We start from the raw sequence: 13894 nt of genomic DNA, 5'->3' as shown, positions 1-13894 counted from the left end.
CGCCAAACAGCATTGCGGCCCGGCGCCTCCCCTGCACCGGACCGCAACATCCCTTGTCTTACGGGATTATCCACCGGAGGGCCGGATGCCCGCCGATGAATTGGGAGGTCAGCGTCGTTCCGGGTCAGGATGAACTTGCCTCACCCTGACCCGGAGTTGCCCTAGGCGTCCTGTTGACCCAGCGTGCCTACCGTGACCTGGCGGGTGATCTTGTCACCTTTGCGCAGAATCTCGACATCGGCAGACTTGTCGGGGGCTGTATCGGCAACGGCGCGGGTCAGGTCGCGCAGTTCCACGATCTCGGTACCGTTGAACGACAGGATGATGTCGCCCTTCTCAAGCCCACCCTTGTTGGCGGGGCTATCTTCTGTGACGGCTTCGACAACCGCGCCCTTTGGTCCATCATATCCAAGGACCGAAGCGACTTCGTCGGACATCGGACGGATCTGCACACCCAGCCAGCCGCGCGTGATCGTGCCGTCATCCTGCAAATCGGCGACAACCGTCTGCACGAGGTCAGATGGCACAGCAAAGCCGATCCCGACAGAGCCACCATCGGGCGAAAAGATCGCCGTGTTCACGCCGATGACTTCGCCATCGTTGTTGAAGAGCGGGCCGCCGGAATTGCCCCGGTTGATCGCCGCGTCGGTCTGGATGAAGTCGTCATAAGGACCGGCATGAATGTCGCGCGAGACCGCCGAGATGATGCCGGAGGTCACGGTCCCGCCAAGGCCAAAGGGATTGCCAACCGCAACCACTTCGTCGCCGGCGCGCATACTGTCGGATTCGCCAAAGGCAACGACAGGCAGCGACTCATCGGTCGCAAGCTGCAGCAGGGCAACATCGGTCATTGCGTCGCTGCCAATCACCGTCGCTTCGAAACTGCGCCCATCGGCCAGCTTGACGAGAACGCTGTCGGCACCGTCGACGACGTGATGGTTGGTCACGATCTGGCCGTCCTCGGAAATGATAAAGCCCGAACCAACGCCCTTGTGCGGTGCGTCGCCGCGATCACCCGGGATCATCTTTTCGAAGCGCTTGCGGAGTTCTTCGGGCATCCCCTGTGGCATCGCGCCGGCAGGTCCCGTACCGGACGCCTTGCCGGTCACTTCGATAAAGACAACACTGGGAGAAACCGCCTCGACCAGATCGCCGTAGCCACCCGGAGGGACCGCAAGCGCGGTGGAGGGGGACAGGGCGACAACGCTGGTGGTGGCGAGCGCCGCAACCAGCGTGACACTGGCAAGGCGGCTATCATAATAGGTCATGGTCATGGAGTAGCTCCGTTCATTTAACTGACGAGCAACAGATGGGACCCCGCCCTTACAGGCGTCTTTGGCTTACTATACAAATATGTCATCGGGCGGCGCGGCGGTTGGCGGGCCTTCCCGCATCGCATAACTATGCCTTGTCGGACGCAGATGTTGCGAGGGTAGATGAAAATTCTGGCTGTTGAAGATGATGCCACCACCGGCGCGTTCATAACGCGGGGATTGCGTGAAGAGGGCCATTCGGTTGATCTGGTCGCGGATGGGCGCGAGGCGCTGATCCAGGCGACCGGCGGCAGCTATGACGTGATGATCGTGGACAGGATGCTGCCCGAGATTGACGGGCTGACGCTGGTCAAGACATTGCGCGGTGCCGGGAACCGGACACCGGTCCTGTTTCTGACCTCGCTGGGAGGCGTAGAGGACCGGATCGGCGGGTTGAACGCGGGTGGAGATGACTACCTCGTCAAGCCTTTCGCCTTTGGCGAACTGTCGGCGCGGGTCAACGCACTGGCACGACGCCCCCCGGCCGTCGAGCAGCAAACGGTGTTGCGTGCCGGATCGCTTGAAATGGATCTGATTGCCCGCAAGGTCACGCGGGAGGGGGTCGAGATCGACCTTTTGCCCCGCGAGTTTGCCATTCTCGAACACCTTTTGCGGCGCAAGGGGCGCGTTCAGACCCGCACGATGTTGCTCGAAGCGATCTGGGACATCAATTTCGATCCGATGACCAACGTGGTCGAGACCCATATCAGCCGCTTGCGCGCCAAGGTGGACAAGCCGTTTGACGGGGAGTTGATCAAGACGGTGCGCGGCGCAGGTTACCGGATCGACACGTGAACGCCCGCCTGTCAGGCCTGTGGCGATCCATGCCGTTGCGTCTGGCCCTCGGGCTGGTGGTGCTGTTCTCCGTGGTGAGCCTGGTCAGCCTTGCCGCGAGCTATCTGATCACCGAACGGTCATTCGAACAGGCGATCCGCTCGGATTTGACCCAACGCATTGCCGGGTTTCGCGCAGCCCCGACAGCAGCGGCCCTGTCAACGCTGGTCGAAGCCGAGGCGCGGGAAACCGACCCCGAGCGGCTTGCCCTCAGCTATCTCGCACCCAACCGCAGGCAATATGGCAACGCGGTGATCGCCCGCGATGCCGAGGGGTACCACGTTCTCTCCTTGTCACAGGAAAGCCCGGACCTGAGCGGCGACTACCTCGCGCTGACAACGTCCCTGCAAGGGGGACAGCTTACAATCGCGCGCAGCCTGTCGGAAATCGATGCCTTGCGAACGGTATTCTTGAACATTCTCGGGTTGAGCCTGCTGCCGACGATCCTTATCGCGCTGTCCGGTGGCCTGTATCTCGCACGGCGCAGCGCGCGGAACGTCGCCGCCGTTGGCAAGACCGTGGACCGGCTGACTTCGGGTGACCTGCAGGCACGGGTGCGTCCGGGACCGGGCTGGTCCGAGGATCTCGCTGAAATTGGCACCAAGATCGACCAGATGGCACGCGCGCAGGAAAGCTCTGTCGCCGCAATCCGGCAGGTCTCGTCCGACATTGCCCATGACCTGAAAACGCCGATTCAACGGGTCGCCGTGCATCTGGAAGACCTGTCCAACCGCGAGGAGCTAGCCCCCCCAGCCCGCGAGTTGGTTGATCGGGCACGCACCGAACTGGATGGGGTGGTGTCGGTGTTCCGGTCGCTGCTGCAAATCGCCCAGATCGAATCCGGTACCCCGAAATCAACCTTTGCACCGCTGGACCTTGCGGAGTTGATCGAGACCTGTGCCGAGCTTTACGAGCCGTTGGCAAGCGATAGTGGTCACGATCTGAGCACCCGCATTGACCCGGAGATGCCCCCGATCCTGGGGGACCGCAACCTGTTGCTGCAACTCCTTGCGAACCTGATTGAAAATGCATTGCGCCATACGCCCGAGGGAAGCGAGATCACGGTTGAACTGCACCGGCAACCGCGGGGCGTGGTTCTGAGTGTCGCGGATACCGGGCCGGGCATTCCTGACGGGGAAACCGAAAACGTCCTGCAGCGGCTGTATCGGCTGGACCGAAGCCGGATGACCCCTGGCAGTGGCCTCGGGCTGAATTTCGTGTCGGTGGTGGCCCGCTTGCACGGGGCGGATCTGGTTCTGGGTGACAACGCACCGGGATTGCGGATCGAAATCACCTTTGAACCGGTCAAGTCGGTGGATACTCCCGACCCGGCGCAGATCGCGCCCAGTGCCATGACTTAACCGTTTTCACGCCTTCCCATGAGAATCCCCAGAGATTCGACGCCTCTTGCGATTGAGGAATCGACCGACCGTGACAAGTGTGCCAAATTTTGCGTATGCTGGAAGCTAATGCATTTGTGAGGGGCGAATTGGACATGCGGCACATCAGGATATTAGTGTGTAGTGCCATGATTTTCGGGCTGGTGAGTATTGATCCGGAAACGGGGAACGCGCAGGAGACCGCATCCGATGCGGCCGAATTGTCGCAAAAGGCAGAATCCTTCCGACGGATCATAGGCTTGCTCGAAGAGGACATTGGAGCGCTGGAGGCAGATATCGCCGAGATTGGCGATGAACGCGATGCCGAAGCCGCGCGGCTCGAAGAGGTAAAGGCCGAATTGGCGCAGGCGCAGGCGGCACTCGCAGAAATCGAAAATTCCTCGGCGGCAAAGCAATCTGAACTGGATGAGGCATTTGCGACTGCGACGTCCGAGAGGGATGCCGCGATTCAAGAGCGTGACGCCGCCCAGGCCGCCGTAAGCGATCTTCAGGCGCAGCAGGATTCGCTAGCGACCGAGATCGACAATGCCCGTACAGAATTGGAACGCGTGCAAGGCGCTCTTGCTGAGGCCAGCAAAACGGCAGATGCCGCCCAGACGACCAAGGGCGAATCAGGTGATGCGGAGCTTTCGCAGGCCGAGGCCGCTCTGGCGCAGGCGCAATCCGCACAATCAGAGGCGGAGGCCGCGCGCGCAGATGCCGAGGCCAGGCGCGATGCCGCCCAGACCGAGCTTGCAGAGATAAACGATCAATTGGAGGCCGCGAGCGCAGCACTTGCACAGGCCGAAACCAAGGCCGCCGAAACGGCGAGCGCGCAAGCCGAAGCACAGGCAGCCCTGGACGCCAGTCAGAGCGCCACGCGTGAGGCCGACACCGCACGTGCCGACGCCGAGGCTCAACGTGATGCCGCCCAGACCGAGCTTGCGGAAGTCACAGGCAAGCTGGAAGCCAAAAGTACAGAGCTTGCACAGGCCGAAACCAAGGCCGCGGAACTGGCAAATGCGCAAACCGAAGCGCAGGCGGCTCTTGACAAGACCAAAGCCGAGGTGAGCGAGGCAGAAGCGCGCAAGGCGGCGCTGGCCGAAGAGATTGCGGCGGCCGAAACCGCTGCCGAGGCAAGCCGGGCACAGAATGCGGAACTTGCGACCCAGAAAGAGGCGCTTGAAGCCGCCCTGGCCGAGTCCAAAGCGCGCGAAGCGGACTTGGATGCAAAGCTGGAAGGTTTGAGCAGCGAGATTGCGCAGAAGGAAACGCAACTGGCGGACGCGACTACGCAATTGGAAACGGTATCCGCCTCGCTGGCCGCCAAAACCGCTGAACTGGACACTGCGGTCGCCAATGCCGACAAGACCCTGTCGGAACAGACCGATGCGGCGCGTGCGCGCTTGACGGATCTGGAGACCCAGGTCAGTGACGCCGAGGCCCGCAAAGCCGCACTCGAAGAGCGGATCGAGGCCCGCGCTGCGCTGGCCGAGGCACAGCAAGCAGCCGAAGCGGAACATACCCGGCTGGAAGCCCGTGTGGCAGAGTTGAACAAACAGGCCAAAGCACAAGAGGCCGCACTGGTCGAAGCCCGACAGGCTACAGATGCGGAAAAATCGCGTCTGCAAGCCAGTGTGGCTGATCTGAACAGTCAGGAAGAGGCACAAAAGGCCGCGCTGTCACAGGCACAGACGGAAGCCGAGGCGCTGCTGGCGCAGATCCAGGGAGACCGATCTGTTGCAGCAGATCTGCTCAAGCAGCGCGAACAGATGCAGGCCGAAATTGCCGCGTTAGACCAGACAAGGGCTGAACGCGAAGCTGACATCGCGGCATTGCAAGAACAGGTCGCTGCAGCCCGGAGCGCAACGCAGGCACCTGCAACTGCACCCGCGCCAGCAGCACCACAACCTGTCGCCGCGCAGCAAGGCAGCCCACGCACCCCCGGTGCCGTCAACGCGGCGATCCGCAATGCACCCGGCCTGCCGTCCCAGCGGACACCCCAGGTCAACCAGCTTTATGAACTGTTGGTTCAGGGCAGCTGCGCGACCGATGCGTTGCAGCAGTCCTTTGGCGCAATCAACCGGCATACGCTGGTGCATCTGATCAAGACCCTGGGCGGATGCTGACGAACATTTATCGTTTGAATTGGAGAAGATGACATGAAGTTAAGAAAGAAATCCATTCTGGCGCGGTTCGTCGCCCTTGCGGTCTTGCTGACCGGAATGTCGCTGCCCGCGCAAGCGCAGGTATTCGAAAAGAACATCCTGACAGGCGGGCCCAGCGGCACATACATTCAGTTTGGTCGCAACGTCAGTGAAATCGCCGCCAAGTGCGGGGTGGATCTGCAAGTGCAGGAAAGCGCCGGGTCGCTGGAGAATTTCCTGGGTGTGCGCAAGCGGCGCTTCACCCAGTTTGGCATCGTGCAATCGGATGTTCTTGAGTATCTCAAGACCTTTGCCGCCGACGATCCCGGTGTTGCGCGGGCCATCCTCGGCGTGCGGATCGCGTTTCCGCTCTACAACGAGGAAGTGCACGTTCTGGGCACAAATGACATCAATTCTCTCGCGGATCTGAATGGCAAGCGCGTCGCAGTCGGCGTCGAGGACAGCGGCACGTTCCTCACCGCATCGCTGGTTCTGGACCTTGCGCAGGTCAATCCCGCAGATCGTTTGACGATCAACGCCGATGACTCGCTCAAGGCGCTGATGGATGGTCAGATCGACGCCTTCTTTTATGTCGCGGGTGCCCCGACCAAGATTTTTCAGTCTCCCGAAATCGATGCCGCGCGATTCCATCTGGTTCCGATCAGCGATCCGACACTACAGGCGGTCTACGAGCCGGCCACGATCCCCGCAGGGGCCTATCCGTTCCAGAGCGATGCGGTGGATGTCGTCGCCGTCAAGGCCGTGCTGATGACCTATGAATACGATCCGAACCGCAATGCCTATCACCGCGAAAGCTGCAAGGCGGTTTCGGATATTTCGCACCTGATCAGCACCCGGTTTGGAGACCTTCAGGCGAATGGCCATCCCAAGTGGCAACAGGTTGATCCGTCCGCCCTGCCCCCGGGCTGGAATATAGGCTCCTGCGTGAATGTGGGTCTTGATCCAAACTATCCGCTGGTTTGCGAGGGCGATCAGCCAACGGCCGCAACCGGCGAGACCCCATCGGAGAGCGAAGCGAACTCGGCCTATCGCCGCCAGATCTGCGCCACCATCGGCTGCTGAAACATGGTGCGGCGGAAAGAGCGATCTCTCCGCCGCACGCCAGGGACACTCTGATCCGCGTTGACAGAGTTTCAAAAATCGAAACAAATCAATTAAGAACCACGGACAACTGACCCGGCAATATCAGCCTGTTTTCGGTAGGCTCCGCTGGAATCTGTTCCAGCTCCAGATCATTTCCCAATAGCGATATTACCTGTTCTGCGGCCGGTCGATCGGCGTCATAGGCATACCTGACGACGCCCCCTTCATTGGCGGCATCAAGGAAACTTTCGCTGGTCACGGAGATACCCGCCGCGGTGAGGGCAGCGACGGCGGCATTGATCGTATCCGCCTCCGTTCCGCCGACAGAAACCTCCGGACGGACCGGACCGGCATCTGTTGACACCGGCTCACCCGCCTGCCCCATGGCGTACCAGTTTGAAACGACGTAGTCCGACGACGCAGGCCGGACCGCCAACACGCGCCAGACCTGTTCGTCGCCGATATCTGGAATCGAAACGGCGGTCAGCCCTGTCGGCGCAAGCCGGACGATGGGCGCATCGGGTGCCGCAGCCATTTCGACGACGAAGTACTCCGGGGCCGCACCGACGCCACCTGACCACACGAATTCAGCCGTGCCATCAGGAAGTTGGCCACCGAGCAACGGCATGGCTGCCGCCAACGGTCCGGTGCTTTCCACCGCTTCGAGGCCGGCAAGCCGTCGCCTTGCGCTGCGCACGTTGGATTGCGCGTGTTCATACCATGCACGGGCGGCGGCAATATCGCGCGGGACGTCGACGCCGGTCTCAAACAACTGCCCGAGGTAATAGGCGGCTTGGTCCTCACCACGCAAAGCGGCGCGGGAATAGTCGATCACCGCAGCGAACGGATCGGAAATACTCGCGGTCAGGGCGCTCTCGAGGAGTGCCTCGCCGGCAGGATTGTCCAGCAACACGATCGCGCCGGATGCGACCGGCTCCGGGTCTCTCTCAACCGCATGGTCTGTCTCCGGCGCGCTACCAGCAGATGGCGTGGCGACGATTACATCTGCCGCAGGCTCCTCTTTCACGCCAGCATCGTTCTCAGGCTGCGCAGGGGCGTCTTGCGGGGCGTCTGAAACGGCAGGTTCCTGCGCCGCTTCAGTGGATTCCGGTGCGGTCCCCGAGGGGGGCACATCCGCAACCCCATCGGAGCTCGTCTCACGAAGGATCCAGATTCCGGCGCCGAAAACCACCACGACAGCGACGCCGATGAGAGCGACATTGACCCGATTGTTGCGGGTGCGCGCAACGACGCCGCGCGACACGGTGCTGCGCGCGGGCGGCTGATCGGGTTCTTGCCGCAACGCGGAGGCAAGGTTGGCATCCAGAACCTCATTCAGCCCCGGTTGCTGCTCTAACGCCACGACGTCCTTTGCCGCTTCGCGCGGTTGCTCCGACTCGGCTTGCGGTTCCGGCGTCACTACCGGTTCTGGCGACAAGAGGTCCAATGCCTCATCGTCCGACAGGGGTGCTCCGTCGGGCTCTTGCGACGCAGGTTCCGCTGTGGTCTCCGCCGCTTCTTCAGGTGCAGGCTCGGCGGTCCGCGCGGCGGGCACATGAGGATCGGCATCGGGACTGACGGTCTCTTTCGTATCCCATGGGTCAGAGACCAGTCTAATGCTTGGCTTGCCAGTGCCCAGCGAGGCCGACTTGCGAAAGGAAGGTGAACCTGGGCTGCCGGCCGGCCCTTTTGCAGTCTGGCGGGGTGGGGGGCCACTGACCGGTGTCGGTGGCTGGTTAGGAAGATGGGCAATCAGACCTGTCTCTGCCGCCTCCGCCAGGAATTCATCCATATAGGCAGCGTCGATCGTCTCGACGCCTTCCCCGAACGCGGTCACCAACGCGAGTTCACATACCACATTGATCAGGCGCGGGACGCCGCCGGACACACCGAAAACTCGCTCGATTGCGCCGTCATCGAATATCTCGCGGGTGCCCCCGGCGACGGATATCCTGTGACGAACATAATGCCCGGTATCCTCGAGGTTCATCGGGCCGAGATGAAACGCCGCTCCGACCCGTTGCGCGATCTGGCTATTGTTCGGCTGTTTCAAACGGTCGCGCAATTCGGGTTGGCCGACAAGAAACAGCATCACCAGGCAATCCTTGCGCGCGTTGATATTGGTCAACATGCGCAATTGCTCGAGATCTTCATCGGAAATGTTCTGAGCTTCGTCCACGATCAGAACACAGCGCCGCCCGGCAGCGTATTCCGAAATGGCAAAATCCTCGAATGCACGGTATTGCTGGACGGTGCTTCCCTCGACACGAATGTCGAATGCACTCAGGATCCATTGGTAGAGCCCCCCCATTCCGCTCCAGAAATTGGAGAGCATCCCGATGGTGGTCTCTCGCGGGGCCTCTTCAAGAAAATGCTGAAGCAGGGTGGTCTTGCCGGTCCCCACATCGCCCGTGACCACGGTGATAGGAACCAATTGCTCGATGCCAAAAGCCAGAACGCTGGCGGCGCGCTTGTGGGCCACGTCCCAGTACATAAAGGACGGGTCCGGCGTGATCTTGAACGGCAACGTCTTCAGATCGAAAAAGGTTTCATACATCGCGCATACAAACCAACCTGAGCAGGACACCTCATGCCAGAATTGCCGAACGTCAATCGACCGGCAGCGCCGGTGATTCAACTTGCTGCGGCATGGGCCTGTTGGATCCTAACATGTAATAGGGCTCCATTGTGCCATTTCGCGTTCGTTTTTCAAGCGATGCGCCCATTAATTCCCGGGCGTGTCCCATTCACGCATTTTTTGCAGTCAGGTGTTGAAAAGGAAATGCAGAACATCGCCATCCTTGACGACATAGCTCTTTCCCTCGGCGCGCATTTTCCCAGCCTCCTTTGCGGGCTGCTCGCCGCCAAGCGTGACAAAATCGTCATAGGCAATGGTTTCCGCGCGAATGAACCCTTTCTCGAAATCACCATGAATGACACCGGCTGCGCGCGGTGCCGTAGTGCCGCTGCGAATAGTCCAGGCTCGGGCCTCTTTCGGGCCGACGGTAAAGTAGGTCTCAAGATGCAGCAGGTCATAGCCCGCGCGTATCAGGCGGTCGAGACCGGCCTCCTGCAGGCCCATTTCCTCGAGGAACATCTGTGCTTCGTCCGGTTCGAGCTGGCTGATTTCTTCCTCGATCCGAGCGCTGATGATGACGTGCGCGTTGCCCTCCGCCGCCGCCATTTTGGCAACACGGGCGGCATGGTCATTGCCCTCCGCGGCGTCGGATTCGCCGACGTTGCAGACATAGAGGACCGGCTTGGTTGTCAGAAGTTGCAAGAGTTTCCAGGCCCGGAGATCCTCGTCATCGACTTCGACAAATCGCGCCGGTTTGCCGTTTTCCAGCACCTCTTGCGCGGCTGCGAGCAGACGATCCTGCTGTTGCGCTTCCTTGTCGGTGCCCTTGAGCTTGCGGACAAGGTTCGCCCGCCGCTTTTCGATCGATTCAAGATCCGCCAGCATCAGTTCGGTTTCGATCGTGTCGGCATCGGCCACCGGGTCGACCCTGCCCTCCACATGGGTCACATCGCCATCTTCGAAGCAGCGCAGCACATGGGCAATGGCGTCCACTTCGCGGATGTTGGCAAGGAACTGGTTGCCCAGCCCTTCGCCCTTGCTGGCGCCTTTCACCAGACCGGCGATATCGACAAAGGTCATCCGCGTGGGGATGATCTGTTTGGACCCTGCGATTGCGGCGAGCTTGTCGAGCCGGGTGTCGGGAACCGCGACCTCGCCCACATTGGGCTCAATCGTGCAGAAGGGAAAGTTTGCGGCCTGCGCGGCGGCCGTACGGGTCAACGCGTTGAACAAGGTGGATTTGCCGACATTGGGCAGCCCCACGATTCCCATCTTAAAGCCCATGCTGTCCTCCGGCCTGAATTTCGCCCGCTTCTAGTGGGCAGGCGCGCAGGGCGCAAGCACGCTATTGTCTGACACTTACCGCGGGCCTGGCCGACAGCTTCGAGATCTAACAGAGAGGGAGCGGATTGCTTTGTGATCGGGAGGCCCTATCCAACACCCGGATCTGGTGCGACCATTTGGTCAAGTTCTCATGCAGGTCGCACGCGGCCTGCATCAGGACGGTGGCAAACCTGTGCCGCAGATTCTTCGCTGGGTTCGCCGTTATCTGTCAGCTATTGTAGATGAATTGCCACATGCACCGGGACCAAATCAGTATCAGAGGAGTTGGCGGGAATGGCAGTTTCGAAGAAAGTACGGATCCGTAGTTTGCTCAAGAGCATCGAAACAGGAGAGCCGGGACCCGTTTCGGTCGTGAATGAGTCCCGTTATGTTCAGCACAATCCACAGACCCATGAAGGCAACGAGGGTCTGGCAGCGCTGTTTTCGCGCCTGTCCAAGACCGAGCCGAAGGTCAATATGGTGCGTGGGTTTGAGGACGGCGATTTTGTATTCGCGCATATGGAGTATGATTTCGCGAGCCGGAAAATTTGCTTTGAAGTGTTCCGGTTCGAGGATGATCAGGCCGTTGAACACTGGGACAACATTCAGGACAGGCTGGGGCCAAACGATTCGCGTCGCAGCATGGTGGATGGACCGACCGAGGCCGGTGACCACGCCCTGACCGAGCAGAGCCGCTCGCTGGTCAGAGCGTTTGTGGACACCGTACTGATTGGCCGGGATATCGCCCGTTTGGGGGATTTTGTGGACGGTGACAGTTTCGCCGAGCACAACCCGCACAGCGCCGATGGCGTTGCCGCCCTCCATGCGAGGCTAACGGCGTCCAGGAACGGACAACCACGGATCGAATACCAAACGTTACATCGAGTTCTGGCGGAGGGAAATTTTGCGCTCTCTGTATGCGAGGGTGAATGCGACGGGCTTCATACGGCATTCTATGACCTGTTCCGTGTTGATGGCGGCAATCTGGTCGAGCACTGGGACACGACCGAGACCGTCGCGCCGCAAAGCGAATGGAAAAATGCCAACGGCAAATTCTGAACAGCGTATGTCACGCATTGATTTCTGCCATTCTATTTGGCAAGGCACGGGGAGGCAGAAGGAACCAGCATCATGACCCGTATCGACGCCAAGTTCGCAGAGTTGTCCGCAAAGAGCAAAAAGGCGTTTGTCGCCTACGTCATGGCGGGCGATCCGGATTACGATACTTCGCTGGAGGTGGTCAAAGGCCTGCCGGGGGCCGGAGTCGACGTCATCGAACTGGGCCTGCCATTTACCGATCCGATGGCTGACGGGCCGACCATTCAGCTGGCCGGGCAGCGGGCGTTGGACGCTGGCATGACCCTTCAGCGGACGCTGCAACTGGCGACGGAATTTCGCAAGGGCGACGATACGACTCCAATCGTGCTGATGGGGTATTACAACCCGATCTACAGTCGCGGTGTCGAAACCTTCCTGCAAGATGCCAAAGCCGCCGGAATCGACGGTCTGATCGTGGTCGACCTGCCGCCGGAAGAGGACGATGAGCTGTGTCTTCCGGCGCAGAAAGCAGGGCTGAACTTCATCCGTCTGGCAACGCCGACAACAGATGACAAGCGACTTCCCAAGGTGCTGCAAAACACGTCGGGCTTTGTCTACTACGTGTCCATCACCGGTATCACCGGCGCGGCCGAGGCCGAAGCCGTCGATGTCGGCCCCGAAGTTGCGCGGATCAAGTCGCAGACCGATCTGCCAGTGATTGTCGGTTTCGGCATCAAGACGCCCGAAACTTCGCGGGCCATTGCACGCGTTGCCGATGGTGCGGTGGTCGGCTCTGCCATCGTCGCAAAGATCGGCGACGGCGAAGCGGTCGACGATGTGCTGGCCTTCGTAAAGTCATTGGCCGACGGGGCACATAGCGCCTGAGCTCTCCTCTCGCATTGAGTTTCCGGTGCACGACCGCTAACGATAAACGGGACATGCGAAAGGATGGCTGCGCAATGCCCGTGATCACCAGTATCGACGACCTCAAACGCATCTATGAACGGCGCGTGCCGCGGATGTTCTTTGACTATGCCGAAAGCGGCAGCTGGACCGAACAGACCTTTCGCGATAACACAAGCGATTTTGCGGATATCCGGCTGCGCCAGAGGGTCGCGACCGACATGACCGGGCGCAAGACCGCGAGCCAGATGATCGGGCAGGATGTCGCGATGCCCGTCGCACTGGCGCCGGTTGGACTGACCGGAATGCAATGCGCCGATGGCGAGATCAAGGCCGCCAAGGCCGCCGAGACCTTTGGTGTGCCCTTTACCCTGTCCACGATGTCGATTTGTTCCATCGAAGATGTCGCCCAAAACACCACCAAGCCATTCTGGTTGCAGGTCTACACGCTGAAAGACGACGACTTCATGCAGCGTCTGTTTGACCGGGCAAAGGATGCGAAATGCTCGGCGGCGGTGATCACGGTGGATCTGCAACTGCAGGGACAGCGCCACAAGGATCTCAAGAACGGGTTGTCGGCACCGCCGAAGCTGACCGCCAAATCCATCGCCAACATGATGACCAAGGTTCAATGGGGCCTTGGGATGCTGGGCACCAAGCGGCGGTTCTTTGGCAACATCGTCGGCCATGCCAAGGGGGTGAAGGACCCGTCTTCGCTGTCCTCATGGACCGCCGAGGCGTTCGACCAGGCACTGGATTGGGACCGCATCCGCGAATTCCGCAAGATGTGGGACGGACCGCTGATCATCAAAGGTATTCTTGATGCGCGCGATGCGCGCGAAGCGCTGAATGTGGGCGCGGATGCGATCATCGTCTCCAACCATGGCGGGCGGCAGCTGGACGGTGCGCTAAGCTCGATCCGGGTCTTGGAAGAGATCGTCGAAGCGGTCGGCGACAAGATCGAGGTCCATCTGGACAGTGGCATACGTTCCGGCCAGGACGTGCTGAAAGCCCTGGCGATGGGGGCGAAGGGCACCTATATCGGCCGCGCCTATGTCTATGGTCTTGGTGCGATGGGGCAGGAAGGCGTGACCAAGGCGTTGGAACTCATCCACCGCGAACTGGACCTGTCCATGGGTTTGTGCGGTGTCACGGATGTCGCTAAGCTCAGCAAGGATCACCTGTTGATTCCCAAGGGTTTCGCAGGCGACTGGGCCTGATCCAACGGGGTCAGCGCAGAAGGCCTCGAACGACTCCGTGGAAACAATCTCACTG

Annotated in this window: 10 protein-coding genes; 7 read left to right on the top strand and 3 right to left on the bottom strand. The window is 60.6% G+C overall.

What is annotated here, in order from left to right; all coding sequences use genetic code 11:
* Window positions 1–161: 161 nt before the first annotated feature.
* On the bottom strand, window positions 162–1268 hold the full coding sequence (locus tag QO231_RS00295; protein ID WP_394356556.1) for a trypsin-like peptidase domain-containing protein: 1107 nt from the start codon (window positions 1266–1268) through the stop codon (window positions 162–164).
* A gap of 168 nt (window positions 1269–1436) precedes the next feature.
* On the opposite strand from QO231_RS00295, the gene QO231_RS00290 reads away from it, so the two are divergent.
* From QO231_RS00290 to QO231_RS00275, 4 genes are all read left to right on the top strand, one after another.
* Window positions 1437–2108 (top strand): response regulator transcription factor, encoded by a 672-nt coding sequence (locus tag QO231_RS00290; protein ID WP_316771833.1) that lies wholly within the window; start codon window positions 1437–1439, stop codon window positions 2106–2108.
* Window positions 2105–3508, top strand: coding sequence for a HAMP domain-containing sensor histidine kinase (locus tag QO231_RS00285; RefSeq protein WP_316771830.1), 1404 nt, complete (start codon window positions 2105–2107; stop codon window positions 3506–3508). Before QO231_RS00290 ends, QO231_RS00285 begins: the two co-directional genes overlap by 4 nt.
* Before the next feature lie 182 nt (window positions 3509–3690).
* Window positions 3691–5655 (top strand): hypothetical protein, encoded by a 1965-nt coding sequence (locus QO231_RS00280; protein ID WP_316771827.1) that lies wholly within the window; start codon window positions 3691–3693, stop codon window positions 5653–5655.
* A 33-nt stretch (window positions 5656–5688) separates the two neighbouring features.
* Window positions 5689–6756: a TAXI family TRAP transporter solute-binding subunit gene (locus QO231_RS00275; RefSeq protein ID WP_316771826.1), complete on the top strand. Its 1068-nt coding sequence runs from the start codon at window positions 5689–5691 to the stop codon at window positions 6754–6756.
* 88 nt (window positions 6757–6844) lie between these two features.
* Here the strand turns inward: QO231_RS00275 and QO231_RS00270 are convergent, their stop codons facing one another.
* Both QO231_RS00270 and ychF read right to left on the bottom strand, forming a co-directional pair.
* Window positions 6845–9334 carry an AAA family ATPase gene (locus QO231_RS00270; protein WP_316771821.1) on the bottom strand — a complete coding sequence of 830 codons (2490 nt, stop codon included), beginning with the start codon at window positions 9332–9334 and terminating at the stop codon, window positions 6845–6847.
* Window positions 9335–9541: 207 nt separating this feature from the next.
* Window positions 9542–10639, bottom strand: a complete 1098-nt coding sequence (gene ychF / locus QO231_RS00265; protein WP_316771818.1) for a redox-regulated ATPase YchF — start codon at window positions 10637–10639, stop codon at window positions 9542–9544.
* Between the two features lie 333 nt (window positions 10640–10972).
* Between ychF and QO231_RS00260 the strand changes: the two genes are divergently transcribed.
* The 3 genes from QO231_RS00260 to QO231_RS00250 all read left to right on the top strand — a co-directional run bounded on the left by QO231_RS00260 (window position 10973) and on the right by QO231_RS00250 (window position 13839).
* A complete protein-coding gene (locus tag QO231_RS00260; protein ID WP_316771815.1) occupies window positions 10973–11737 on the top strand; it encodes a nuclear transport factor 2 family protein in 765 nt (254 codons plus the stop codon).
* A gap of 72 nt (window positions 11738–11809) precedes the next feature.
* On the top strand, window positions 11810–12601 hold the full coding sequence (trpA, locus tag QO231_RS00255; RefSeq protein WP_316771809.1) for a tryptophan synthase subunit alpha: 792 nt from the start codon (window positions 11810–11812) through the stop codon (window positions 12599–12601).
* A 74-nt stretch (window positions 12602–12675) separates the two neighbouring features.
* Window positions 12676–13839, top strand: coding sequence for an alpha-hydroxy acid oxidase (locus tag QO231_RS00250; RefSeq protein WP_316771806.1), 1164 nt, complete (start codon window positions 12676–12678; stop codon window positions 13837–13839).
* Window positions 13840–13894 lie beyond the last annotated feature (55 nt).

It is taken from the genome of Sedimentitalea todarodis (assembly GCF_032595355.1).
Classification (GTDB): domain Bacteria; phylum Pseudomonadota; class Alphaproteobacteria; order Rhodobacterales; family Rhodobacteraceae; genus Sedimentitalea; species Sedimentitalea todarodis.
Note: the sequence above shows the minus strand (reverse complement) of the source record. Positions and strands in the feature narration are given on the sequence as shown.

Bases quoted from the DNA above. Each gene is read 5' to 3' on its own strand.
- QO231_RS00275 (WP_316771826.1), top strand. From the start codon at position 5,689: ATGAAGTTAAGAAAGAAATCCATTCTGGCGCGGTTCGTCGCCCTTGCG.
- QO231_RS00295 (WP_394356556.1), bottom strand. From the start codon at position 1,268: ATGACCTATTATGATAGCCGCCTTGCCAGTGTCACGCTGGTTGCGGCG.
- QO231_RS00270 (WP_316771821.1), bottom strand. From the start codon at position 9,334: ATGTATGAAACCTTTTTCGATCTGAAGACGTTGCCGTTCAAGATCACG.
- QO231_RS00250 (WP_316771806.1), top strand. From the start codon at position 12,676: ATGCCCGTGATCACCAGTATCGACGACCTCAAACGCATCTATGAACGG.
- trpA (WP_316771809.1), top strand. From the start codon at position 11,810: ATGACCCGTATCGACGCCAAGTTCGCAGAGTTGTCCGCAAAGAGCAAA.
- QO231_RS00260 (WP_316771815.1), top strand. From the start codon at position 10,973: ATGGCAGTTTCGAAGAAAGTACGGATCCGTAGTTTGCTCAAGAGCATC.
- ychF (WP_316771818.1), bottom strand. From the start codon at position 10,639: ATGGGCTTTAAGATGGGAATCGTGGGGCTGCCCAATGTCGGCAAATCC.
- QO231_RS00290 (WP_316771833.1), top strand. From the start codon at position 1,437: ATGAAAATTCTGGCTGTTGAAGATGATGCCACCACCGGCGCGTTCATA.